Annotated in this window: 19 protein-coding genes; 13 read left to right on the top strand and 6 right to left on the bottom strand. The window is 52.6% G+C overall.

The window, feature by feature from the left end; genetic code table 11:
- Positions 1 to 47 precede the first annotated feature (47 nt).
- From J3P34_RS16955 to J3P34_RS16965, 3 genes are all read right to left on the bottom strand, one after another.
- Positions 48 to 2366, bottom strand: coding sequence for a patatin-like phospholipase family protein (locus J3P34_RS16955; RefSeq protein WP_210489824.1), 2319 nt, complete (start codon positions 2364 to 2366; stop codon positions 48 to 50).
- 349 nt (positions 2367 to 2715) lie between these two features.
- On the bottom strand, positions 2716 to 4083 hold the full coding sequence (locus J3P34_RS16960; RefSeq protein ID WP_210489825.1) for an HTTM domain-containing protein: 1368 nt from the start codon (positions 4081 to 4083) through the stop codon (positions 2716 to 2718).
- A gap of 164 nt (positions 4084 to 4247) precedes the next feature.
- Complete coding sequence (locus J3P34_RS16965) at positions 4248 to 5624, bottom strand: M28 family metallopeptidase (protein ID WP_210489826.1); 1377 nt, start codon at positions 5622 to 5624, stop codon at positions 4248 to 4250.
- Positions 5625 to 5854: 230 nt separating this feature from the next.
- Here J3P34_RS16965 and J3P34_RS16970 point away from each other — a divergent pair, with 230 nt between their 5' ends.
- From J3P34_RS16970 to cls, 7 genes are all read left to right on the top strand, one after another.
- Positions 5855 to 7303 carry a Glu/Leu/Phe/Val family dehydrogenase gene (locus tag J3P34_RS16970; protein ID WP_210489827.1) on the top strand — a complete coding sequence of 483 codons (1449 nt, stop codon included), beginning with the start codon at positions 5855 to 5857 and terminating at the stop codon, positions 7301 to 7303.
- An 829-nt stretch (positions 7304 to 8132) separates the two neighbouring features.
- Positions 8133 to 8651: an RNA polymerase sigma factor gene (locus tag J3P34_RS16975; protein ID WP_210489828.1), complete on the top strand. Its 519-nt coding sequence runs from the start codon at positions 8133 to 8135 to the stop codon at positions 8649 to 8651.
- The gene (locus tag J3P34_RS16980; RefSeq protein ID WP_210489830.1) at positions 8635 to 9273 is read left to right on the top strand and encodes a hypothetical protein; all 639 of its coding nucleotides are present in this window, start codon (positions 8635 to 8637) and stop codon (positions 9271 to 9273) included. Before J3P34_RS16975 ends, J3P34_RS16980 begins: the two co-directional genes overlap by 17 nt.
- Before the next feature lie 769 nt (positions 9274 to 10042).
- Entirely contained in the window at positions 10043 to 11530 is a 1488-nt protein-coding gene (locus J3P34_RS16985) for a DUF5687 family protein (protein WP_210489831.1), read from the top strand.
- A 37-nt stretch (positions 11531 to 11567) separates the two neighbouring features.
- On the top strand, positions 11568 to 12260 hold the full coding sequence (locus J3P34_RS16990; protein ID WP_210489832.1) for an ABC transporter ATP-binding protein: 693 nt from the start codon (positions 11568 to 11570) through the stop codon (positions 12258 to 12260).
- Positions 12261 to 12541: 281 nt separating this feature from the next.
- Positions 12542 to 13594, top strand: coding sequence for a metal-dependent hydrolase (locus tag J3P34_RS16995; RefSeq protein WP_210489833.1), 1053 nt, complete (start codon positions 12542 to 12544; stop codon positions 13592 to 13594).
- A gap of 100 nt (positions 13595 to 13694) precedes the next feature.
- Positions 13695 to 15167 carry a cardiolipin synthase gene (cls, locus tag J3P34_RS17000; protein ID WP_345890375.1) on the top strand — a complete coding sequence of 491 codons (1473 nt, stop codon included), beginning with the start codon at positions 13695 to 13697 and terminating at the stop codon, positions 15165 to 15167.
- 462 nt (positions 15168 to 15629) lie between these two features.
- On the opposite strand, the gene J3P34_RS17005 is transcribed toward cls, so the two are convergent.
- From J3P34_RS17005 to recF, 3 genes are all read right to left on the bottom strand, one after another.
- The gene (locus tag J3P34_RS17005) at positions 15630 to 16205 is read right to left on the bottom strand and encodes an acyl-CoA thioesterase (RefSeq protein ID WP_210489834.1); all 576 of its coding nucleotides are present in this window, start codon (positions 16203 to 16205) and stop codon (positions 15630 to 15632) included.
- A 500-nt stretch (positions 16206 to 16705) separates the two neighbouring features.
- Entirely contained in the window at positions 16706 to 17032 is a 327-nt protein-coding gene (locus tag J3P34_RS17010) for a DciA family protein (RefSeq protein WP_210462630.1), read from the bottom strand.
- Positions 17033 to 17475: 443 nt separating this feature from the next.
- Positions 17476 to 18594, bottom strand: coding sequence for a DNA replication/repair protein RecF (gene recF, locus J3P34_RS17015; RefSeq protein ID WP_210489835.1), 1119 nt, complete (start codon positions 18592 to 18594; stop codon positions 17476 to 17478).
- A 139-nt stretch (positions 18595 to 18733) separates the two neighbouring features.
- On the opposite strand from recF, the gene pdhA reads away from it, so the two are divergent.
- The 6 genes from pdhA to J3P34_RS17045 all read left to right on the top strand — a co-directional run bounded on the left by pdhA (position 18734) and on the right by J3P34_RS17045 (position 24447).
- On the top strand, positions 18734 to 19780 hold the full coding sequence (pdhA, locus tag J3P34_RS17020) for a pyruvate dehydrogenase (acetyl-transferring) E1 component subunit alpha (RefSeq protein ID WP_210462634.1): 1047 nt from the start codon (positions 18734 to 18736) through the stop codon (positions 19778 to 19780).
- A 95-nt stretch (positions 19781 to 19875) separates the two neighbouring features.
- Positions 19876 to 20580: a tetratricopeptide repeat protein gene (locus J3P34_RS17025; RefSeq protein ID WP_210489836.1), complete on the top strand. Its 705-nt coding sequence runs from the start codon at positions 19876 to 19878 to the stop codon at positions 20578 to 20580.
- Positions 20581 to 20747: 167 nt separating this feature from the next.
- Entirely contained in the window at positions 20748 to 21230 is a 483-nt protein-coding gene (gene ribH / locus J3P34_RS17030; RefSeq protein ID WP_210462638.1) for a 6,7-dimethyl-8-ribityllumazine synthase, read from the top strand.
- A 423-nt stretch (positions 21231 to 21653) separates the two neighbouring features.
- Positions 21654 to 22037, top strand: coding sequence for a TraR/DksA family transcriptional regulator (locus J3P34_RS17035; RefSeq protein ID WP_210462639.1), 384 nt, complete (start codon positions 21654 to 21656; stop codon positions 22035 to 22037).
- 16 nt (positions 22038 to 22053) lie between these two features.
- Complete coding sequence (gene scpB, locus J3P34_RS17040; RefSeq protein WP_210462641.1) at positions 22054 to 22617, top strand: SMC-Scp complex subunit ScpB; 564 nt, start codon at positions 22054 to 22056, stop codon at positions 22615 to 22617.
- 54 nt (positions 22618 to 22671) lie between these two features.
- Positions 22672 to 24447, top strand: a complete 1776-nt coding sequence (locus J3P34_RS17045) for a pseudouridine synthase (RefSeq protein WP_210489837.1) — start codon at positions 22672 to 22674, stop codon at positions 24445 to 24447.
- Positions 24448 to 24458: the final 11 nt, after the last annotated feature.

Here is a 24458-nt window from a genome sequence, read left to right on the forward strand (position 1 = left end):
GTTTTAGCGCCTCTTTTCTGAAAAAAGCCCCTAAACCCGCTGCACGGTTATTGCAGCGTGCGTGGCCGGTACAACAGGAAACCAACGTGCCCAAATACGCCCCAGCGATGCTCATCATTATCATAGTGGATGAAGTGCAAAGCCGCCGGCCCTATGGGCAGATGCAAAATAACCCCGGTGCTGGCCGTGAGTCTTGGGCGCTCAAACCCTTTGGTTCTGATGGCTTCCTGCATAGGGCCTTCCTCTAGTAAGCCATGAATCACGTGTACATAGGTTTCGGTGCGCCATTCAAACTTGGTCAGGAAGGTGGTAGAGTACCGCAAACCCGCTGCCCCAAACCTGCTGGCGCGGTACTTGTCCAGGAACAGCGTGCGGGAATCTGGCAGTGGCGCAAAAATTGGAGAACTGGTGAGCGATGACCGGTAATTGGAGAAGGTGCCCTGCGTGCTGACTACACCTTCCAGAAAATAGCCCCAGGTGCTTCTATCCTTATTAAAAGGGAAATACTCTTCCAGCGTACCAGAGATCTGAAGCCATTGATGGTCTGCTGTGCGTCTGTCCGGGTTCAGGGAGGTAGTACCGGGTTTGTAGGCTTCCTCGCCCGTCACGCCCCGGATGCCCATCACCGCCCGGCGACCGCGCGTGGAGTACATTTTGCGGTTCAGGGAGTTGCGCTCAAACCGAATAGCCGCTGTGTAGCCGGTGAAATCGGTCTCGTCCAGCACATCCTCAGAGGAAACAGTCCTGACATTGGCGTACTCGTCTTCATTGGAGAAATAGGAAACATCCGTTACCACCCTACTCCTGAAATTATGGCTGAACCCGGCTTGCACGCCCAGCTTGAAATCACGCTGGCGCACCTGGGTGCTGGCGGCATCGCGGTTCAGGAAATCGTTTACGTCACGGTAGTTGAGGGAACTGTACATCACCGATGGTTCCACGTAGAACGGCAGCTTGGCCGGTATATTCACCCGGAAGCCGAACTGCCCGGCGGTATAGAACCGGCCTATGTTGGCGTTGGCGCCCATGGTGTACAGCAACCGGTTCAGGTAACGGTACTCCAGGCCCAGGTACAGGTTGTCTACCGGCCGGGTACTGAAAACGGCCCCCACTTCGGCGGTGGCGTTGTTGCTCTGCTGCGCGTCAATGCTGAGTTCATAACCTCCGGCCAGGCTGTCAAAACGGATGCGCGGATAAATCCCTTTGAAGAAATCATTGGCGGCTAAGCGGTAGTAGCCTTCCTCAATGTCGCCAATCTCATACTGGTTGTCATCGCCGCGGCGGAAGAAGTTGCGCACGTAGTTGTGCTGGTTTTCTTTCAGGCCTTGGATCTTGACGCTGGCGAAACGCGGCGGCGGCGCCTGCTTCTGGAACGCCTGCCGTCTTTGCTGCAAACTCACTGAGTCTACCTCGCGCCGGATGCGCTGTTTCATGAGCGGCAACTTTTCTTCGGTGGCTTTTACCCCGATATCAATCAGGTCCCGCACGCGGTCAAAGGCAGTGGTGCCGTACCCTTCCAGATCGGGCTGGATGAGGATGCCGTTAGGGCCTACCGCCAGGGTATCGGCTACGTCAAAGCCCAGGAAAACCAGGGAAGAGCTCAACAGTTCATCGTCCTTTTCATGCGGGTATTTCTTGAAGGAAACATCGCCCACGTTCACGCCAATGATGATGTCCGGCTTAAACTCGGAGCGCATCACATCGGTGGGGAAGTTGTTGAACAAGCCCCCGTCAAAGAGGTAGCGCCCATCGGCCTGCCGGATGGGGCGGAACGCCAGCGGCACTGCCATGGAGTTACGTACGGCATCGGCCAGAGACCCGCCGCGCTGCACGATCTGCTGCCGAGTGAAGATCTCGGCGGTAAGGCTGCGATAAGGCACAAACAACCTGTTGAAGTCATACTTAGAGATGGCTCCGCCCGCCGCCAGGGTAGAAGCCAGGGCATAGTTCAGGTTCACGTCGCTCACCAGTCCGCTGGTGGTCTGTACTTTGATGCTTTTCTGCAGGGAAATGGGTAAGCGCAATGCTGCCGGCGAGGGGTCTAAGCTGAAATAGTTGAAGGCGTGTTCTTCCAGCGGCCGGCCAGAAACCCAGTACTGGAATTTTGGCGACAACACCAGGTCTTCAATGTCTTGGGGCGAGTAGCCGGCGGCGTACAGCGCACCCACCACAGAGCCCATGCTGGTGCCCACAATGTAGTCAATGGGAATATTGTTTTTCTCCAGCACTTTGAGCACGCCCACGTGGGCCAAGCCTTTGGCGCCGCCGCCGCTGAGCACCAGGCCCACTTTCTGGGCAGAGGCTTGCCAGGAAACAAATAACAGCAGGAACAGGAATACCCTTAACCGAGATAAGAGTTTAATCATATGAAATCTGACTAGAAAATGAATCTGAAAGAATTGGCTTATTGCAATTGCTCTGTTCTCCTGGAAGCAGAAAGGGGGACTTTTCTGTTAAACGAGAAAACCGGTAAGAAACACTAAAAATCAAAGGCAAAGCCGCTTAGGAGCACTTACTGGCATAGCCCGGAAAAGGTTGGAGTCCTGAAGCAGAAAAGGCTTGGTTTTATCTTACCCGCCAAAGGCAAGGCAAATCTGCCCAGGAATCTTGCACAAATCAGAGGAACACGAGCTTGGATGCAGAGAAAGGAAGTTCCGTTTCAGGTCCGTTTTAAGGATTTCAGCCGCAAAACACCATTGCGGGAGGTAGGGAAATTCAAGGGCGCTTGGTCTCCTGCAGCGGGACAATCCAGGGAGAGTGCTGATGTGGCAACCAGGGAACCCCGGCCAGGTTCACCGTAGAATCTACCAGAGGTTGGGAAGGACGTTTGTTGAGGCTCACCTGGGTGTGGGCAAACACTTGCACTTGCTTGTAGCCCTGTTGCCGGTACTTACGCTCCAGGAACTGGCAGTACTGCCACATAAGGTCCGGGTGCGTGGCTACGGTACGGGCTTGTTTTGGGGTGAGATGGTTTTCTGGGTACTCCCAGAACAGTTGGTTGTCGGCCAGTACTTTGAAGCTTACATAGCCGCTTTTGGTGCGCAGCATCATGTGCCAAGACATGCGGTGCCCTTCCTCGGTCCAGTTAGGATTACCCGGAAACCACCAGTGCCGCAGCGGCAGAAGAACTTGTATCAGGAAATGCACCCCTAGAAACCAGAAGAAAATCCTTTCTCCGGTGCTTATTTCCTGAATGGGGTTTTCAGTGGCCGTAAATACCGGCTTCTTCCGGAGGAACATTCTTCTGATGGTTTCCGGCGGAAAGAAGAACAAACACAAGGCCAGCGCCAGGTACGGGAAAATACCGATATGGAAGATAGCCGAGTTGAAGCCGTGGAAGAAGATGGCCATGCAGAAGGCCAGGACCCGCGTACGTGGCCAGAGCAGCAGCGGAACAATGAGAAGGTCAAAGAAGATACCGCCGTACACCACCAGCTTCTGAAACCAAGCCTCCTGGAGAAGCCCGCCAATGAGCCAGAACTGCGTTTTGTTCCCAAACCAGACTTTGATGGGAATACCCGCCAGCCAATCTGCATTCATTTTAGCAACGGCGGCATAGGTATAGACAATTGCCATCTGCGCCACAAACACCAGCAGGCACCAGCGGGGGCAGGAAAGGGATTTCAGCTCCGGCTTGCGCCTGGAATCCAGAGAGGCGTACGCATGGGCGGGCACCAGCAGCATCAGGAAACACAGCACCAGCAACAGGTAATAGTGGTTGTTATAGCTGGTTTTCTGCATGAGGTAAGCGCCCCACCAAAGCACGGTGAAGAGAATGATACTGGCCCGGTAATACAGCCCTACCATCACCAGTAGCCCTAATACGGCCATTGTGCCATAGTAGAAGTACATGCCGTTACCGGGCAAAGGCCTGAGCCACTCAAACCCGATGAACGGGAAAAAGACCGTAGGCTCTACCAGGTTTTTCTTCACCCAGCCAGTTAGAATGGCGCCGGCCGTCTCCAGAAACAACAGCAAGCCAAACAGCCACCTGAACACAATAAGCGGCGCATTGTCTACCGGTTCACGGAGCCAGGTCAGGAACGAGGACTTAGAAGTTTGTAAGACAGCGGTTGAGCGCATGGATAGTTGTACTCCAGGCAAGATAAAACAGTTGAATGTACAAGTCTACGGTTCTTTGCCCATGAAGTAAACCAAAAGAAACAGCCTTACACCAAAACAGCCCGGCACTTGTAATGCCGGGCTGTTTTGAAGGTGTTTTCAGGAAAAAAGGCCTGAATTGCTCTTTACCGGAGAGGCTTGGGAACCACCGGTAAGCTTTCGTGCCCCTCAGCATCTACTGCCTGCACGGCAAAGAAATAATTGTCTTTGGAGTACGGCAGGGTAGTGGTGGTGCCGTCTACGTAGATTTTCTTCTCCCACATAGGCGAAGAAGTCTCACGCATGAGAATGTAGTAGCCGGTTGGCCTTTCACCTTTTGACGGGGCTTTCCAGCGCAGCTCGGTCTGGTTCGTGAGGTTGCTGGTGACTACGCCTACTTCCTCGGGTGAGGCCGGTGCCAAGGCCAGGTTGGCTAACGTAGCCAGGTTCATGGCGGTGTTCTTGCGCACGTACTCAAAGTCTACGTGCTCCGGGAAATCGCCGTAGTTGATGCCGTTCTCGGTGCGTACGTTCTGGTGCTGGTAGCGGTAATTCTCGTTCATCTCACACACCCTGATGGCGGTGAAACCGGCCTGGCTGAACGGCGTGTGGTCGCCGCCGCGCAGGAAACGGTCGGTGCGGTAGTTCAGTACAACTTCCAGTTGCGGCACGTAGCGGGCGGTCATCTCTTTCATGTAGCGAGCCAGCTGGCGGCTGCGGCTGTCGTTCTCCCCACCGATGCTTTTGCGCAGGGCAGCCATCTCCGGGGTCTCAAACGCGGGCACGCCCTCAGAGAAAATCCGCACGCGGGTGTTGTCTTTGAGGTTGGTCTCGTCAGAGAAAGAGTTACCAATCATGTCATTGTTGAGCATGGCTACCAGGTTCCAGTTTTCGGCCTTGGCTTTTTCGGCCAGGTGCTTGGCCCCGTACAAACCTTGCTCTTCGCCCTGCACGCACACAAAGATGATGGTGGCCGGGAACTGCTGCTTAGCCATGACACGGGCCAGTTCAATAACCGCGGCAGTACCGGAGCCATCATCATTGGCACCCGGGGCTTTGCCTTTGACGTCCATCACATCGGTGTTGCGGGAGTCTATGTGGCCGCTCACAATGAACACACGGTCATCGTTAGGGTCGGTTCCTTTGAGGGTAGCCATTACGTTGGCCATCTCCACGTCTTCCTTAATGCGGCGGCCATCTGCTTTCACAATGTATTTGTCCTGGGTTACGGTCATGCGCCCGCCCGAGGTGGCGGCGGCTTTCTCCAGCTCGGCCTGGGCCCAGTTGCGGGCCGCGCCAATGCCTTTTTTCTTGTCTTTAACCGTGCTGAGGGAGTGGCGGGTCTCAAAGCCTACCAGCCCGCGCACCAAACGCTCCAGTTCCTGGGCCGAGACCTGCTCGGTCATGGTTTTGATGGTGGGATCGGTTCTGATGATGTCCTGGGCCGAGGTAAGGTTGGAAAGGAAAAGTAAACCCAGGGCGGCGGAACCCGCACGGGCGAACGAGGAAACAGAAGTAAACATAAATGGGGTTGTGGCTTTGTTTGTATAACCTGACCTGTAATTTCCGGATTATTCCGCAGAAACCAATGGTAAAGCGCTGGACAGAAAGCGAAAAACGGTTTAGGCCCTGTTTCCCAGAAAAGAAGGCAGAAACGGCAGGGTGCAAAAATGTTCTCCGTGGAACATTTTACAGGCAAAGCAACGTGAACTGGTGTTAGTACGTTTTACCTAAACCACCAATTGCAGAAACTATGAGTCAATCCGTGTCATCCATTAAGAGCCCCGCTGTGTCACCCGGCAGAGAATTTCTGGATAGTGTCCATTACTACTATGACCAGGCTGCCCAACATTCCAAACTTCATCCCGGTATTCTGGCGCAGATCAAGGTCTGCAACAGCGTCTACAAAGTCAATTTCCCTGTGGAGGTAGACGGGCAGGTACATGTGTTTGAGGGAATCAGGGCCCAGCATAGTCAGCATAAGCTGCCCACCAAAGGCGGTATCAGGTTCAGTATGCACGTAGACGAAGATGAGGTAGTGGCGCTGGCCAGCCTCATGACCTTCAAGTGCGCCGTAGTGGATGTGCCGTTTGGCGGGGCCAAGGGCGGCGTGAAAATAAACCCTAGAACCTCCTCTGTGGAGATGCTGGAGAAAGTAACCCGCAGGTTTGCCTCTGAGCTTATCAAGAAAAACCTCATCGGGCCGGCCGTAGACGTACCCGCCCCGGACTACGGGACCAGCGGCCGCGAGATGGCCTGGATTGCCGATACCTACCATGCTTTCAAATTTGGGGAAACCAACGCGCTGGGCTGCGTTACCGGTAAACCAGTGGGCCAGGGGGGTATCCGGGGCCGGAACGAGGCCACCGGTCTGGGCATTTTCTTCGGGCTGCGGGAAGCCATGCAGGACCAGGCCGTACTGAAACCATTGGGTCTCACCAGCGGATTGGCCGGCAAGAGAATCATTATTCAGGGCATGGGGAACGTAGGGTACCATGCGGGCAAGTTCCTGCAGAACGAGGGTGCCATTATCATAGGCGTGGCCGAGCGCGAGGGCGGTATCTATAACCCAGACGGGGTAGATATTGACAGCATCTTCCACTACCGCAAGCAGAACGAAAGCTTTGAAGGACACCCAGACGGTCACTTCATCCAGAACTCCATTGAGATGCTGGAGTATGACTGCGATGTGCTGCTACCGGCTGCCCTGGAGAACCAGATCCACAGCGGAAACGCCGAGCGCATCAAGGCCAAAATCATCGCCGAGGGCGCCAACGGACCAGTTACCCAGGAGGCCGAGCGGATTCTGCACGCCCGTGGCGTAGTCATTATCCCAGACCTGTACCTGAATGCCGGCGGGGTGACCGTCTCCTATTTTGAGTGGCTCAAGAACCTCTCCAACGTGCGCTTCGGGCGGATGGGCAAACGCGCCGAGGAAGCCAGTCTCAAGCGCCTGGTGAGCACCATTGAGAAAACCACCGGCAAGAGCCTCTCCGCCGAGGAAAAGCTGTTGATCATCCACGGCGCTGATGAACGGGATTTGGTCTACTCCGGCCTGGAAGACACCATGATAACGGCCTACCAGGAGATGCGCGAAGTAACCCACCAAATCAAAGGCATCACGGATCTACGCACTGCCGGTTTCTACGCCGCCATTGAGAAAATTGGCGTGAGTTATCAGTCACTGGGTATTTTCCCGTGATGGTTTACGAATTGTTTTCGGGCTGTTTTTATTGAAACAGGCAGGAAAGGGGCGCCTCGCTGGAGTGGATCTGGCGAGGCGTTTCTATTTTATTGTTTGGTTATGGCGTTGCTTTTGTGGTTTTTTGTTGGGCATGAGTAGTCTGCTTGTGCTGGCGTGGCGTCGCAGTTTTCGTAGGTTTATAAACTGGGTTGTTGTATAGCTAAGCTCCGTGCGCTCACGGCCGCGAGGCCCCGCCTTCCGGCCTCGCGCTGTGTTCTTTTCCTTTCCTCGGCTGAAGCCATCGGAATGTTGGGCTTTGCCCAACACCGGAAAATCACAAGGCGCTCAACCGAAAGGCTGGAAAAGGAAATGCGTAGGAAGGGACGCCTCAGACCTCGCAGCGTCCGAAGGTCCTGCGAGCGTCTTTCCTGCTGAGACTCCCCCCTTGAGGGGGGCGAAGGGGGTGTTTACACCTGCTGCATCGTTTTGGATTCAACTTAGGCAACTTCCTTTCCATTTCTTCTTTTTCTCTGGTTCAAGTCTGTGACTTGGACCCAGAATGGCCGGCAGTTTGCAACTGCCGTGAGGCGAAAGCCTCAGTTAACCTTTCGTTCTGCTCACAGGATTTTATTTGCCTTACCATGGTTACCTCCATACCAGAGATTCCCCCTAAAGGGCAGTAAAGAGGGTGCTTACAGGTCCTTACTTCAGCTTGATGATTCAGGGCCATTTTCTGAAAATCAGGTCCATAATAACTCTGATGAGTCAAAGGAGCCGTTATTTCCGGCAGAAAGTGTAATTTACCTGGGGCCAAGGCTACTAATACCTTAAACCTTTACGTACCACGGTGGAGAATCCGGCTTTACGCGCAGAATTTGTCAAGCTCATTGCCCAGGATCAGGCTCTGATCCATAAGGTGTGCAGCATGTACTGCCGGGACCCCGAGGAGCGGAAAGATCTGTTTCAGGACATAGTGCTGCAACTTTGGCGGTCCTATCCCACGTTTAAGCACGAGTCCAAGGTAAGTACCTGGATGTACCGCGTAGCGCTGAACACCGCCGTCTCCAGTTTCCGGAAAGACAGCCGCCGCCCCCACCACGGCTCTCTCTCAGACATGGACCTGCAGATTCCGGCCACGCCCGATACCTCCGCTGAATACGAGTTGAAAATAAAATATCTCTACGCCGCCATTGACCAGCTCTCGCAGGTGGAGAAGGCCATTGTGATGCTGTACCTGGAAGACAAAAGCTACGATGAGATGGCTGAGATCATAGGTATCACCAAATCAAACGTAGGTGTGAAGTTGAACCGCATCAAAGCGAAACTAGAGAAGCTGTTAACCCCGGTGTATGATGAATTTAGATAGCCTCAAAGATACCTGGAAGGTATACGCGGCCCAGGCGGCGGCGGAGCACCAGGTGACCGAGCACCAGATCACAGGCTTGCTCAAGGCCCGTACCGAGAACGCCCTGACTAAACTCAAACGAAACATTTACTTTGAGTTAGTAGTGCAGGTCTTTACGGTATTGTTGTTTGGGGCGGGCACCATCCTGGTCAAAGAAGACCCTGCCTTCCAGGTCTTATGCGTGGTAGTAATGGTGGTGTGTTTACCGTTTCTGGGTTATTTCTGGGCAAGGCTGTCTTATGTGAAAGGCCTTAACGTGACCACCGCCAATCTCAGGTCTACCTTGCGTAACCTTATTGAAATGCTCACCGGCCTCACCCGCCTCTACTTCTGGACTAACATGTTGCTGGCGCCCATCGGGTTGGCGGCTGGCCAACTGGCATATCTTAAGCTGGCCAAAGGCATCAACATCTCGCACCTGCCCTGGGAGCAAATGTATCTTCGCCTCATCATCGGGTTTGTCATTGGCGCCGTGTTGGGTTATTTCTTTTTGAAGTGGTACATCCGGCAGATGTTCGGCGGCCATCTCAAGGCGCTGAAAGCTGCTTATAGTGAGTTGGAGAGTGTGGAGGTAGCAGCATAGCTGGATTTATCTTCTTTTAAAGAATTGATGTTTTCTTAGCATGCATTTCGTTTGTGCTGCTATTAGCTTTCTATTTTCTTTTGCAAGCGTAGTCCGCTTTCGCTGGCGTGGCGCTGTTGTTTGCGTGGGTTCATGAACTGTATTGTTGCATTGCATCTCTCCGTGCGCTCACGGCCGCGAGGCCCCGCCTTCCGGCCTCGCGCTGCGCCAGCTTCCTTTGCTCCCTTCGGTCGCAATGCCTGTCGGCACCGGAACCTGACAAGGCGCTCCACCGAAAGGCTGGAATTGGTGCTTTTGGTTAAAGCCTTTGCAGCTCGCAACATCGAACCACCCCAAAATATGGCAGGTTTTTATTCCCCTCCTCGGAGGGGTAGGGGTAGGTTCATTCACCATGGTTCAAGTCTGCGACTTGGACCTATAATGGCCGGCAGTTTGCAACTGCCGTGAGGCGCTAGCCTCAGAACAAGCTTTTTGCCTACTCCATTGTTCTCCTCGGCCTCAATCTTCCCCCTTTCATTATATTCCTAGATTACTCCTTTGAAAAAGTAGAGGAATGTTTACACCTGCCGGTCCACGCATTCCAACATTCCCAGAAAAGGTAGAGACCAGGCACCGCCTTGCCTCTTACCGTTCCCATCGCAATCACAGCCAACTCCAACAAATCCTACAGACTTCCTTGGCAGACAAAGAAAAAGCAGGGCAAGGCTGTAATATTTAGGCAGTTCGGGATACTAACGAATGGAACAGCCTTCCTTACTACCTTCCCTTTATGATCAGACTTCTACTTTCTCATCAATGGAAAGAAGCTACTCGTTCCAGTGTATGGCAGAAGAACCTTGCCGTGAACCTGGTGCTGGGCTTCTTCATGCTCCTTTTGCTGCTGTATGTGGTGGCGCTGAGTGCGTTTATGGACGTGATTATTGAGAAGGCGTGGCCAGACAAAGATCCGGTGGCGGTGATCAATGGGGCTTTGCTGTATTACTTCCTGTTTGACCTGGCCTTTAGGTTCTTCATGCAGGAGTTGCCGGTGCTGGGCATTCAGCCGTATTTGCACCTGCCGGTGGGCAAAGGCAAACTGGTGCATTTTGTGCTCTGGAAATCTATTACCAGCTTCTTCAATTACATGTCTTTGCTGTTGTTCATCCCGTTTGCGCTCAAAGTGCTGCCGGAGGTGTACGGACTAGGCGGAGCCTGGATGTGGGTGCTGGGGCTGTTCCTGATCACCTTGATCAACAATTTCCTGACGCTTTACTTTAAACGACAGTTGGTAGAGAAACCCTTGGTGACCTTCGGGTTCCTGTTGGCGATAGTTGCGTTGGCCACATTAGATTACCTTAACCTTATCTCAGTAGGAGCGGCCTCCGGATCGTTCTTCCGGGCCTTGGGGCAAAACCCTGTCTGGGTGCTGGTGCCTTTGGCGCTACTGGTGGCAGTATACCTGCTTAACTACCGCTTCCTGATTGCCCACACCTATCCAGAGGAAATGCGCATCAGTAAACAGTCTAAGGTGGGCACTTCGGCTGAGATCGGTTTCCTGCAGCGGTTCGGGGAGTTGGGTACGCTCATTGGGCTGGAGTTGAAGCTGATCATGCGCCACAAACGGCCTAAGTCCACCACCATGATGTCTGTCCTCTTCCTGGCTTATGGGTTCATCTTCTACACTCAGGAAATGTACACCAAGGGGTTTGCCATGCTCATCTTTCCAGGCATTTTCATGACGGGTTTCATGATGCTGAGCTACGGTCAGTTTGTGCCGGGCTGGCAGAGCGCCCACTTTGATGCCCTGCTTACCAAGCGCCTGAGCCCATATACCTTCTACCTTGGCAAGTTCTGGATGTTTGTGCCCGCCTGTACCATCGCTTACCTGGTGACACTGCTGTATGGCCTCATGCCGGGTAGCGGAGGCAAGATCATGCTCATCAACACGGCCTGCTTTCTCTACAATATAGGTGTGAACACCTTTGTGGTGCTGTACCTGAGTACTTACAATAAAAAGCGAATTGACCTGAGCAAGAGCGCTTCCTTCAACTGGCAGGGCGTGGGTGCCTCACAGTTCATTCTCATGCTGCCGGCGCTGCTTTTGCCAATCCTGGTGTATCTGCCCTTCGGGCTGATGGACAAACCGTGGTGGGGAATTGCGGCCGTGGGCATCATTGGTCTACTGGGATTCCTTTTCCATAGGCAGTTGCTGGGCATAGTGGTCAACCGTTTCCAGCGCGAGAAATACGCCATTGCGGCCGGTTTCCGGCAAGCTTAGTTTTAACCCTGATTTCAAAAAATAGCCGCATAACGAGATGATAGAAGTACGCGATCTCCAAAAGAATTACAACGGCGTAACGGTGGTGAACATCCCGGCGCTAACCGTACAGAAAGGCGAAACCATTGGCCTGGTAGGCAACAACGGCGCTGGCAAGACCACTTTCTTCCGGATGATCCTGGACCTGATCCGCCCTACCAAAGGCGAGGTGTTCAGCAAGGGCGAGAACGTGCGCGCCACCGAGGACTGGAAACAGTACACTGGGTCGCACCTGGACGAAGGCTTCCTCATTGACTTCCTCACGCCCGAGGAGTATTTCGCTTTCATTGGCAAGCTCAACGGGTTGACCACCGGAGACGTGCAGGCTTTCCTGGACCGCTTCCGCGATTTCTTCAACGGCGAGATTCTGGAGCAGCGCAAGTACATCAGGGATTTCTCCAAGGGCAACCAGAAGAAGGTAGGCGTAGCCGCCGCCGTCATGTCTGACCCGGAACTCTTGATCCTGGATGAGCCCTTCGCCAACCTGGACCCCAGCTCCCAGATCAGGCTCAAGAACTTGTTGAAAGACCTCAAACGCCAGGGCATGACCCTGCTCATCTCCAGCCACGACCTTAGCCACGTAATAGAGGTCTGTGACCGCATTGTGCTGCTGGAGAAAGGCCAAGTCATAGAAGACATGAAAACCGACGAAACCACGCTCAAACAGCTGGAAAGTTATTTTACGATATAGATATCCACAGCAGAAACTTGTGGAAAAGCATCTGGTTCCGTAAGAGTAATCCACACGCAAACTGATTTGACTTATCCCTCTTTCAAGGCCGTTTTTTGCAAAACAGCCTTGAAAGAGGGATTTTTATGCCTGATGGTTTCTGATGATAACTGGTAAGAACAAAGCCGTAATGGCGCCATTAAAAGTCTGGAGCCTAACTCTGTTTTAGCCTCGATTTCTGAGAAGCGGCTGCAAAACGCCTTTTGGCTCCTGTGCGTAGAGAAACACCAAACAGAAACCAAATGGATTCACTCACGCACGCTGCTTTGGGCGCCTGCCTCGGCGAGATCATGCTCTCCAGGAAGCTGGGGAAGCGGGCTTTGCTCTACGGCGTGGTGGCCCAGAACCTTCCTGATATGGATGTGGTGGCGGCGCTTTGGCTGCATCCCTCAGAGAATTTGCTGGTACACCGCGGGTTTACCCATTCCTTTTTCTTCGGGCTGCTTTTGGCGGTGCTGCTCACGTTTTTGGCGGGTAAGTGGCACCGGAGCAGCGGGGTACGGTGGCAGCAGTTCTTCCTGTTTTTTGTGGTGCAGATAATTGCCCATGATCTGCTGGATACCTGTAACGCCTACGGTACCGGATTGCTGGAGCCGTTCAGTCACCAACGGTTCTCTTTTCACCTGCTGTACGTAGCAGATCCGTTCTTCACCATTTGGCCTGTGGCGGCTTTAATTGCGCTGTTGATTCTCAAAAATCCTTTACCGGTAAGAAAGCGATGGGCTTTGGTGGGCTTGCTGCCTGCGGGGCTGTATCTGCTGTATGCGGTGGTAAATAAATCGCTCATCCAGGAGGGAATAGAAGCTTCTTTGGCGAACAAGCAGGTGCCGCATATTGGCCTCATGGTCACGCCTACGCCGTTCAATAACTGGCTGTGGTACGCCGTGGCCGCTACTGATAGTGGTTATTACGTGGGCCATCGCTCTGTTTTCGCGCCGGATGATTATGCCACGGATTTCAGGCTTTTCCCAAAAAATGAGGCACTGCTGACTTCGGCGGTAAGCCCGGAGGAAGTGCAGGAGTTGAAACGGTTTGCCGCCGGCTACTACACCGCCGAGCGTTGGAACGATACGCTGGTGTTCAATGTGCTGCGGTACGGGCAGATCCTGGGCTGGCAAAACCCCGATGCCCGCTTCACGTTCCATTATTTCCTGAGCCCCGCAGGCGTCGACAACAAACTGGTCATGCAGCGCGGCCGGGTGAAGGGCTGGACCAAAGAAACCCTGCAGCAGATGTATGGGGCCATCTTCGGGGTGCCGGAGGAAAGACATCGGGCGAAGCCCAGAGAGCAATAAGCAACCAGCAAAGCGCTTCTTTTGGGGTTGTGTGGCGAAAGCGTACGCTAAAGTGGTTTTACGCTTAAATTTCCATAAACAAACCTGAAACATAGATTCTGTGGCGTACCTGCTGAACAGCGTAGATTGGTTATTGATCTGGAACATCGTCTACTTTACGGTGGTGGCTCTGGTGTGCCTGCGCATTATCTATGACACGGGCTCTACGTCTAAAACGTTGGCCTATTTGCTGTTCACCATCTTTGTGCCGTTTGTAGGCATCATCATCTACTTCTCCTTCGGGATCAACTACAAGAAGCGCCGGATCTACAGCAAGAAGTTGGTGGAAGATGAGATTTTCCTGCAGAAGCTGGAGCACCGCGTGGAAACTTACTCAGCGGAAACGCTGGCGGCCAGCAACGAGAAGGTGCAAGGCTACCGGGAACTGGTGAAGCTCTTACTCAACGACGGGCTTAGTCCGCTCACGGGAGGGAACCGGGTGAAGCTGCTGCTGAATGGCGAAGAGAAATTCCCCGAGGTGCTGCAGGCGATCCGGGAGGCCCGGCACCACATCCACCTGGAGTATTACATCATTGAAGACGATGTCATCGGAAACCAGATCAAAGACCTACTCATTCAGAAGGCGCAGGAAGGCGTGCAGGTGCGGTTCATCTATGACGACTACGGTAGCCGGTCTATCCGGAAGAAATACGTGGCCGAGCTTCGGGCTGCGGGCGTGGAGGCTTTCCCTTTCCATAGGGTGCGTTTCCTGCTGCTGGCCAACCGCCTGAACTACCGCAATCACCGCAAGATCATTCTGGTAGACGCCAAAATTGCGTTTGTGGGTGGCATCAACGTGGCCGACCGTTACATTAACCATCCCGAGGAAAGCAAACGGCTGTACTGGCGGGATACCCACCTGCGTATTGACGGTCCGGGTATCTACTATCTGCAGTACCTTTTCTTCTGCGACTGGAATTTTGCCTCGGGACAAATGCTGCCGCCGCACCGGAGGTATTTCCTGACCCCGCCGCTCCCAGATGGCCATGCGCCCGTGCAGATAGCCGCCAGCGGCCCAGATTCACCCATGCCCACCATTCTATTCTCCTTGTTGCAGGCCATCTACCTGGCCCAGGAAGAAGTGCTCATCACCACGCCCTACTTTATTCCCGGCGAAGGCATTCTGCAGGCACTCACGGTGGCGGCACTGGGTGGCGTGAAAGTGAAACTGCTGGTGCCGGGCATCTCAGACTCGGCGCTGGTGAACGCGGCGGCCTGGTCTTACTATGACGATATGCTCCATGCCGGGGTGGAGATTTACCTGTACCAGAAAGGCTTTATCCATTCTAAAACCACCGTGATTGACGGCACCGTGAGCATGGTGGGCACCGCCAACATGGATAACCGCAGCTTTGAGCTGAATTTTGAGGTGAATGCCGTTGTCTATGATACAGATCTCTCCCAGCAGCTCCGCGGCATCTTTTACCGGGATCTGGAGCACGCCACCAAAATTGACCTGGAAGCCTGGAGGCAAAGACCCCGCCTGAAGCAGCTCTTCGAGAAACTCGCCCGCCTGCTCTCACCGCTGCTTTAGAAGGAGGAGGTTGGAAAATATCAGTTCCTAGTAGACTAATACTGAAGATTAGATTAAGCTAAACTTGGAATGAAACAGTCATGCGCAAAAAGCTCATTCCTCGGTCTGTCCCCTGACAGACGGAAATAACAAACCGAAAAAAGGCGGATAATGGGTTGGCCTGTCGGGGGACAGACCGAGGAAAAGCAGGAGGCTTAGGGCCACGGCATCAGCAAAGCTGGTTTAAGGCGGCACTCCATGGAAGTTTTAAACTTCCGGCTATGGTAGGTTCAAGTCACAGACTTGAACAAGGTTTTTGGAGAATGCATCAATGATTTGGCTTTGTCTTTGGTAGGAGGAATTCCCCTCTGGAAGGGGTAGGTTCCCCCTTGGAAAGTAGTTCTACCAGCAGTCTCCTCAATACCTTGCAAAACCACGGCTCCCGTTTTTACCCCAAGTGCTCAAAAACTGCCTTAAAGTAGACTACAGCTCAAACCCCAATTGGCACCGTTGCCCTAGTAGGGCCGTAATGTTCTGGCGCAGTTCCAGGTTGGTTTTGATCTCCTTAAATTCTTGTTCTGAGCGGGTTTTGATTTCTTTCCGTTGGATGGCCTCAATAAAGCGGCGGGCGTCATCCGGTGTTTCCAGGAGCAGGCCAGGAACCTGGGCAGGTTTGTCGTCCTCGCCTTTGGCCACCATGGTGAAGTATGAGGTATTGGTGTGATTCATAAACCCAGATTTCACGTTCTCGGCCACTACTTTGATGCCCACCATGAGCGAGGTTTTGCCCACGTAATTCACCGAGGCCATGAGGCTGACTAGTTCGCCTACTTCCACGGGTTGCAGAAAATGGACGCCGTCTACCGTCACGGTAACGCAATAGTTGCCCGCGTGCTTGGCGGCGCAGGCGTAGGCCACCTTGTCCATGAGCGAAAGCAAAATACCCCCGTGGATCTTACCGCCGAAGTTGGCGTAGCTGGGAATCATCAGCTCGGTGAGCGTGGTACGGGAGTGGGAAACCGGGCGGAATAAATCTGGTTCAAGTCTGGGTGGTTGCATGCCCGTTTCTACGCTGTTTTCTGGAAAAGTGTCTAAAACGGGAAACCTGCTTATCCTCTGTTTTGCCAGAAAATTACAGAGAGGGAGGAGTGTTTTGCTTTCTAATTGCAATGAGCGCTCAAGCAGTTAGCGCCAAGTATTATTGCTATAGAGTAGTAATAGCATAAAAAAGACAAAGTGTAATCCCACCAAACCCATGAAGGTGCTCTTGAAGCGTGATGTACCCAGAGTTAAGTCAATCAAAAATCCGTAGATGGGATATTGAAGTAGGCCTAAACCAATGATAAGGAATTCCATATCCATTGCCTCGGAAGCTGTGAATACCATTACAATTGATGCCCAGGGAAATAGAAAAAACGCTGGTCCATACCAACCATGACCTCCGCCCGCTGAGAAAACAGCCATTATCAGGAGCAATGGGGTTAACAGGGAAAGGGTAAATACCCACCTATGTTTTGAGATCATACGTCAGAAATGGCGAATTTCAATAGTTTGAATGCCTACAGGAAGATGACATCATCAACCACCTGCTCGCCCATTTCAATGTTGATCAAGGCCATCACTTTCCCCCGGGCCATGTTCAGTTCATGCTTAAGCGGGGCTGAGGAAAGGCGCACGTACAGTTTGCGGTTGCGCACAAATACCTCCTGCGTTTTCATGGAGATGGCTTTGCCCATGATCTTTTCCCAGGAGCTCACCAACTGCACCTCGTTTAGTTTTCCGTTCAGTTTATAGGCTTTGAGCATGGCATCAATACTGTCTTTCAAGGAGATAGTATCGGCTTTGCGCATGAACGGGTTTCTGGGGTTAAGCGGACGCAGGGACATAGGAGGCTCTTTTAAGGTGTTGCTACGGCGCTAAATTACTCTAATCTCAAGCGTTTCGGTGAGGTTTGGCCAGATGAATTTACCCACTCGGTTATCCCCAAATCAACCTCAGTTATACACCTGCTATTTACAGACTGTTTTACAGAAAACACCCTCAAAGCGCCTCCTCCTGATACGAGAGTTCTTTTCTTTTTACGGTGATGAGGACAGATTTATTTAGGAGAACTGCTGTGGTGCTAGTTGATGAGAACGTCTATAGGAGCGAATGAGAACCAAATTCTACCGTAGCGGCGTAACACTGTTACGCCGAGGCTCCATGAAACGAAAACGCCTCCACTAGAACGAGCATGACTACACAGCAGGAAACAGGGTTGCAAGAAGTGGTGTCAGGTGATTTGACCCAGTTCCGCTGCGTAGAACCACGGCGTTACGGTGTAACGCCGCTACAGGTCTTCATCCTCAATGGTCACAGCAGTGCCTTCGGAGATTCTGAACCGGCGGATGTTGTTAGAAAGCGGTTGCAGAATTTTGTCAGTGCGTTCCAGGTGCGTGTCGGTGAGGAAGATCTGCCCGAAGGTGTTGTTGGCTACCAGTTGCATGAGCTGCGTGATGCGTTTCTCGTCCAGGCGGTCAAAGATATCGTCCAGGAGCAGGAGCGGTTTCTGGCCATTTTTTGAAGAAAGCACCTCAAACTGGGCCAGCTTCAAAGCAATGACATAACTCTTCTGCTGCCCCTGCGATCCGAAGTTCTTTACGCTCTTCCCGTCCATCAAAAACACGAAATCGTCTTTGTGCGGGCCCACGGTGGTGCGCTGCAGGAGCAGATCTTTGCGGTGGCTCTGGTCCAGCAGATAGGCGTAGTTCTGCCGGATCAACTGGCTCTGGTACCCGAGGGTCACTACCTCATGCGAGTCTGAGAGGTGCTGGTAATGGCGCTGGAACACGGGCTCAAACGTTTCCAGGAAAGCGGCCCGCCTGATACTCAGCTCGGTGCCTAAAGGCATGATCTGCTCATCCAGGATCTGCAGGTACTCCTTATCTACGTAGCTTTTCTCATAGAATTGCTTCAGAAGCGAGTTGCGCTGCTTGAGAATATAGGTGTATTGGATAAGCAGGTCCAGATAGGAGTGGTCCAGCTGGGCCATGAGCGAGTCAAAGAACTTGCGGCGCTCCTCGCTGCCTTCTCTGATCAGGTCGGTGTCATACGGCGAGATCAACACCACCGGGAACTTGCCCACGTGCTCGCTCACCCGCTCGTAAGGCGCTTTGTTTAAGGTGATAATCTTTTTCTGGCCCGTCTTTAAATAACACTGAACCGCACTTATTTTCTCTTCGGTTTTAAACCGGCCTCGTACAATGAAATACTCCTCGCCCTCTTTGATGTTCTGCAGGTCAGAGGAGGTGAAGGCGCTTTTGGTGAGCGACAGATAATGGATGGCGTCCAGCAGGTTGGTTTTGCCGCTGCCGTTGTCGCCAATGAAACAGTTGATGTGCGAAGAAAAAGGCAGGGTGGCTTCCTCGTAATTCTTGAAGTGCAGTACGTGTAGATTTTCGAGGAGCATGAACTTGTTTACAGATTTTTACTTAATTTCGCATGTTTAGAATACCTTACGGAACCGAGTCCAGGCTACATCTACCTTGATAAAGCTTTTGGCGAGGTCTCAATATTTTTGACTTAACCCTTACCAATACAAATACAGTATGGCAGAGACGAAAGCAGCGAAGACGAAAGATGCGAACAAGGCAAAGGTAAACGCTGCCCCAGCATTTTCAAAAGAGACCTACTTGCGCTGGTATGAGATGATGCAGCTCATGCGCAAATTTGAGGAGAAAGCCGGTCAGTTATACGGCCAGCAGAAAATCAAAGGTTTCTGTCACCTTTACATCGGGCAGGAAGCCTGTGCGGCCGGTGCCATCACCGCCCTCACCAAAGACGATAAATGGATCACCGCGTACCGCGATCACGCCCACCCGCTTGGGTTAGGAACTTCTCCTAACGCTGTGATGGCCGAGCTGTACGCCAAAGCCACCGGTTGCTCTAAAGGCAAAGGCGGTTCCATGCACATTTTCGATAAAGAAGTAAACTTCGTAGGTGGCCATGGTATTGTGGGTGCCCAGGTTCCGCTTGGCGCTGGTTTGGCATTTGCTGAGAAATACAACAAGACCGGTAACGTAGCCATCACTTACATGGGTGACGGTGCCGTTCGTCAGGGTGCCCTGCACGAGGCCTTCAACATGGCCATGCTGTGGAAGCTGCCCGTGATCTTTGTGGTGGAGAACAACGGTTACGCCATGGGTACCTCCGTGCAGCGTACGTCTAACGTGACCGAGCTGTACAAACTGGGTCTGTCTTATGACATGCCGTCTGAGCCCGTGAACGCCATGCGTTGCGAGGATGTACACGAAGCCGTAGCCCGCGCTGCTGAGCGTGCCCGCGCCGGTGAGGGTCCAACCTTCCTGGAATTCCGCACTTACCGCTACAAAGGCCACTCTATGTCTGACCCGGCTAAGTACCGTACCAAAGAAGAGCTGGAAAGCTACCGCAACCAGGACCCCATTGAGAGCGTGCGCTACACCATCCTGGAAAACAACTTCGCCACGGAGCAGGAACTGGAAGAGATTGATAATAAGATCAAGGCCCAGGTGCAGGAATCTGTGGAGTTCGCCGAGAAATCTCCTTATCCAGCCCCCGAGGAATTGTACACCGATATCTACGTAGAGAAAGACTATCCTTACGTGATGGACTAAAAAACCAGGGCCGTGGGAACCTGAGCTAACGATTTGTGGTTCAACGGGCAGGGCTTTTTCAAGAACAGCATCTAAATCCTTTTTTATAATTACTGATGTCAAATAACACAATTAAGCGAGAAGGCGAATTCGAGCTATTAGAAAACCCGGATGCGCTGGCTGACCGGTTGTTGAAGTCGGAGAGTTATGTGGAGCGTCACAAAAACCTGTTCATCGGGATTTTTGTAGCCATTGCTGCCGCTGTGGTTGGAGGGTTCCTGTATTACCAGAACCAGCAGACCAAAAACCAGGAAGCATTGGCGGCCATGTTCCAGGCCGAATACTATTTAGAAGCTGATTCCCTGAGCAAAGCCCTGAACGGCGATGGCCAAAACGACGGTTTCAAAGCCGTGGCCGATGAGTACGGCAGCACCAAGGCTGGTAAACTGGCTAACTTCTACGCGGGTGTTGTTTCCCTTAAGCAAGGCAAATACCAGGAGGCCCTGAACTACTTGGAGGAATTCAAGTCTGATGACCTTCTGTTGCAGGCCCGTGCCTACAGCCTGCAAGGCGATGCTAACCTGGAGTTGGGCAAGAAAGAAGAGGCTGCTGCCCTGTACAAGAAAGCCGCTGAGCACAAAGCCAACGACTTCTTCTCTCCGCAGTACCTCATGAAAGCTGCCGTGGCCCACGAAGCCGCGAACCAGTACGCCGAGGCTGTGGAAGTGTATGACCGCGTGATCAATGACTACCCGTTAAGCCCAGAGGTAAACGAGGCCAAGAAATACAAGGCCCGTGCCGAGGGATTAGCCAAGAAATAAGGCTCCTTAGAGTTAAATAAAAACAGAGCGGCTGCTGAAAATAAATTCGGCAGCCGCTCTGTTTTTTTATGCAAATTTGCGTAGAACCGTTTCTGGGCCGTTTTTGGCGAAAAAGGCCTAAACCGCAAAGTCCAGAGATACCAACGCTCCCTTAAACTCCCTTAAAGATGGCAAGCGCCCTTAAAAACCTTAGTGAGTATAACTCAGATAATCTCCCGGATATTTCAGGCAAGAAGTTTGGCCTGGTAGTGGCCGAGTGGAACAAAGAAATCACCGATACCTTGTGCAAAGGCGCCTACGAGACGCTGCTGCAGCATGGCGCCAAGCCCGAGAACATTTACCGCAACACCGTGCCCGGTTCCTTTGAGCTGACTTTGGGCGCCCAGTTCCTGGCCCAGAGCAACGAGATAGACGCGGTCATCGCCTTAGGGGTAGTCATCAAAGGTGAAACTAAGCACGATGATTATATCTGCCACGCCGTAGCCCAGGGACTCACGCAGGTAGGCCTCAAGTTCAACAAACCCGTAATCTTTGGGTTGGTTACCACCAATGATGAGCAGCAGGCCTGGGACCGCGCCGGTGGCAAGCACGGGAACAAAGGCGTGGAAGCCGCGGCTACCGCCATCCAGATGCTGAATTGGGTTAACTAAAACATTTTGTGCTAAACGTTTAAACAAGAGGACCAGTTATGATGTAGCTGGTCTTCTTGCTTTTATAGACATTCCTTAGATGTTAAAAGGTAAAAAACAGGCTGTATTCCCCCCTCCAAAACAGTCTGAAAACCTGCTTCTGTTTTAAGGCAAAAAGCTGAAAAATAGGCCCAAAAAGGCAGGTACAGAGTAGAAAGTAGTAGTTAATTACAATAAAATTATAGATTTCAGTTATCATTTTGATTCTCTGCTTACTTTATAGAAATATTAATTGTATTTTTGCGCAAAAAATAAGTAGCAGTACTTTCATTAATCAGGGGATCGTATAAATTCTGCGTATTTTACTAAGAAGGATCTTCTAGCTTGGCTGCTAACCTTTTATACTAACAAACTATAGCTAAACTGTTACGAACCCTTAAAGCCATGAGTGAAGAAAAACAGCGGTATTCTCAAGAGGAATTGAACGAATTTCAGGAAATCATCATTGAGAAACTAAATAACGCCCGCAAAGAGGTAGCCTTTATAAAGGAGACCCTGAGCCGCAGAAATGATTCCGGAACTGACAATACGGCCTCTACTTCCAAAGTTCTGGAAGACGGTGCAGATACCCAGGAGAAAGAAAGCTTGAACCAGTTGGCGTCACGGCAGTTGAAATTCATCCAGCAATTGGAGAACGCCCTCATCCGGATCAAGAACGGAAGCTACGGGGTATGCATCAAGACCGGCAAATTGATCCCGAAGGAGCGTTTGAAGGCGGTGCCGCACACGCAGCACACCATTGAGGCCAAAATGAGCCGCAACGACTAATTAAATCGCATAGAATTTGAACCTGTTACTGAACCATCTTCAGGCGCTGATATTTTGTGCCACCTCGCCCGTGTCTATAGAGGAACTGCAGAAATGCCTTTCCGAGGCCCTGGTCACCGAGGTGAGCGTAAGTGATGTATTGGAGGGAATTGAGCAGTTAAATGCTCAATTCTCTACTGATGCTTTCGCTTTCCAGATATACGCAATTGGGGGTGGTTATCAGTTTTTGACCAAGCCGGCCTATCAGGACTCGGTTAGTATTTTACTCAAACACAAATCCAAGAAGAAGCTTTCTGCCTCTGCCTTGGAGACCCTGGCCATCATTGCCTACAAACAGCCCATCACGCGCTCCCAGATAGAGCAGATCAGAGGCGTGAGCTGTGACTACGCCATCCAGCGCCTGCTGGAGAAAGGCCTGCTGGAAATCAAAGGCAAAGCCAATACCATCGGTCGCCCCGTCCTGTTTGGCACCAGCCAGAAGTTCATGGAGTATTTTGGCATCAACCACCTCAAAGACCTTCCGCAGCTCAGAGACCTTGCCCCGGAAGAGAACAGCATCGGTGAGACCGCCGCGCTCTAATTTTTACAATCACATCTTTTATACAGTAGCGATACTGCAGTTTTTCACAACAACATGGCTAGAAACGAAGATACGCCTCAAGAAGGCAACGAACGTCCACGGAATAACAATTCCTGGAACGAAGGAAAGAAAGTATTTGGCAGAGGCACCCGCTTTGACCGTCCAGAAGGAGGTAACCGCGAAGAGGGCTTCCGCAACCGGGACAGAAACTCAGATAATTCAGACAGACCGCGCCGCGACGACCGCGAGGGCGATATAAATACCAACCGCGAGAACAGAGAACGTGCGCCCAGAAGGGAAAGCGACCGTAGAGGTGGCGATTTCCGTCCGGCCCGTGGGTTTGACCGGCCAGACAGAGGCAACAATGACCGTTCTGACTTCCGCCCACGCGGAGGCGAGGACCGCTCTGACCGCAGACCAGCCAGAGAAGGCGGGTTCAACCGCGAAGGCAGAGATGACCGCCGTGGTGGTTCTTTCAATGACCGTCGGGAAGGTGGCAGAGGCCCAGCCCGTGGTGGTGACGAAAGAGGCGAACGCCGTTCTTTCAACAACCGTGATGACCGGGGCGGCGATCGCCGTAGCACAGACCGTCCGTCTTTCGGCGCCGGCAGAGAAGATAACCGTCCAGCCCGTGGTGGAGATCGCCGCGAAGGTGGTTTCTCCTCTGACCGCAATGACCGTGGTTTCAACCGCAGCGGCGATGACCGCAGAGAAAGAGGCGCTGACAAAGAAGAGCGTGGCTTTAACAGGGGAGGTGACCGCCGTGAGGACAGGTTCAACCGTTCAGATGACAGCCGCAGAGATGCACCGCGCGAAAACAGGCCGTTTTCCGGAAAGCGGGACGAAAACAGCGCTGAGCGTCCGGCCCGCCGGGAAGAGGGCAAAGGCTTTGACCGCAGTGCTCCACGTGAAAACCGCGGCCGCGAGGACCGTCCTTCTTTCCAGAGACGTGATGACCGTCCAGAGCGTGGCAACAGCCGCCCTGAGCGCGGAGACCGCGGCGGCAAAGGTTTCAAAGAAGGGCGCTTTGGTCGTTCAGACGAAGAAACCCAGGAGGCACCTTTCTATAACCTGAAACGCTACGAAGAGCGCCGCAAGAAAAGAGACGACTCCTATGGCAACGAAGACCTGCGCCTGAACCGCTACATCGCCAACGCCGGGATCTGCTCCCGCCGCGAGGCAGATGAGCTCATCGCCGCCGGCGAGATCAAGGTAAACGGACAGGTGGTTACCGAGATGGGCTATAAAGTAGCGCCAACGGATACCGTGCAGTATGGTCGCAAGACCCTGAGCCGTGAGAAAACGGTGTACGTGCTCCTGAACAAACCAAAGGACTTCCTGACCACCACCGATGACCCTGAAGGCCGCAAGACCGTGATGGACCTGGTGAAGAATGCCTCCAAAGAGCGTATGTTCCCGGTTGGCCGTTTGGATAGAAACACCACCGGTTTGCTCCTTTTCACCAATGACGGTGAACTGGCCCAGAAACTGACGCACCCGTCTAACAAAGTGTCAAAAATCTACCAGGTAGAACTGGACAAGCCTATCACGCAGGAACACGTGAAGCAGATTCAGGACGGCTTAATGCTGGAAGACGGCAAAGCCGAAGTTGATGAAGTAGCGCTCCTGGGAGAAAGCAACAAGTTCTTGGGCATTGAAATCCACATTGGAAGAAACCGCATTGTGCGCCGCATCTTTGAACACCTGGGCTACGATGTAGTGACGCTGGATCGTGTGCAATACGCTGGCTTAACCAAAAAAGACCTGCCAAGAGGCAACTGGCGTTTCCTCACCGAAAAAGAAGTAGTGCGTCTGAAATACTTTATGTAATCTGTCGTTCA

This window comes from Rufibacter aurantiacus, assembly GCF_017916345.1.
Lineage (GTDB): Bacteria > Bacteroidota > Bacteroidia > Cytophagales > Hymenobacteraceae > Nibribacter > Nibribacter roseolus.

Coding starts and splice junctions, on each gene's coding strand:
- J3P34_RS17045 (WP_210489837.1), top strand. CDS start 22,672: ATGGCTAGAAACGAAGATACGCCTCAAGAAGGCAACGAACGTCCACGG.
- J3P34_RS16970 (WP_210489827.1), top strand. CDS start 5,855: ATGAGTCAATCCGTGTCATCCATTAAGAGCCCCGCTGTGTCACCCGGC.
- J3P34_RS16965 (WP_210489826.1), bottom strand. CDS start 5,624: ATGTTTACTTCTGTTTCCTCGTTCGCCCGTGCGGGTTCCGCCGCCCTG.
- J3P34_RS16990 (WP_210489832.1), top strand. CDS start 11,568: ATGATAGAAGTACGCGATCTCCAAAAGAATTACAACGGCGTAACGGTG.
- J3P34_RS16960 (WP_210489825.1), bottom strand. CDS start 4,083: ATGCGCTCAACCGCTGTCTTACAAACTTCTAAGTCCTCGTTCCTGACC.
- J3P34_RS16955 (WP_210489824.1), bottom strand. CDS start 2,366: ATGATTAAACTCTTATCTCGGTTAAGGGTATTCCTGTTCCTGCTGTTA.
- J3P34_RS16980 (WP_210489830.1), top strand. CDS start 8,635: ATGATGAATTTAGATAGCCTCAAAGATACCTGGAAGGTATACGCGGCC.
- J3P34_RS16995 (WP_210489833.1), top strand. CDS start 12,542: ATGGATTCACTCACGCACGCTGCTTTGGGCGCCTGCCTCGGCGAGATC.
- J3P34_RS17010 (WP_210462630.1), bottom strand. CDS start 17,032: ATGTCCCTGCGTCCGCTTAACCCCAGAAACCCGTTCATGCGCAAAGCC.
- J3P34_RS17025 (WP_210489836.1), top strand. CDS start 19,876: ATGTCAAATAACACAATTAAGCGAGAAGGCGAATTCGAGCTATTAGAA.
- pdhA (WP_210462634.1), top strand. CDS start 18,734: ATGGCAGAGACGAAAGCAGCGAAGACGAAAGATGCGAACAAGGCAAAG.
- recF (WP_210489835.1), bottom strand. CDS start 18,594: ATGCTCCTCGAAAATCTACACGTACTGCACTTCAAGAATTACGAGGAA.
- ribH (WP_210462638.1), top strand. CDS start 20,748: ATGGCAAGCGCCCTTAAAAACCTTAGTGAGTATAACTCAGATAATCTC.
- J3P34_RS16985 (WP_210489831.1), top strand. CDS start 10,043: ATGATCAGACTTCTACTTTCTCATCAATGGAAAGAAGCTACTCGTTCC.
- J3P34_RS17035 (WP_210462639.1), top strand. CDS start 21,654: ATGAGTGAAGAAAAACAGCGGTATTCTCAAGAGGAATTGAACGAATTT.
- J3P34_RS17005 (WP_210489834.1), bottom strand. CDS start 16,205: ATGCAACCACCCAGACTTGAACCAGATTTATTCCGCCCGGTTTCCCAC.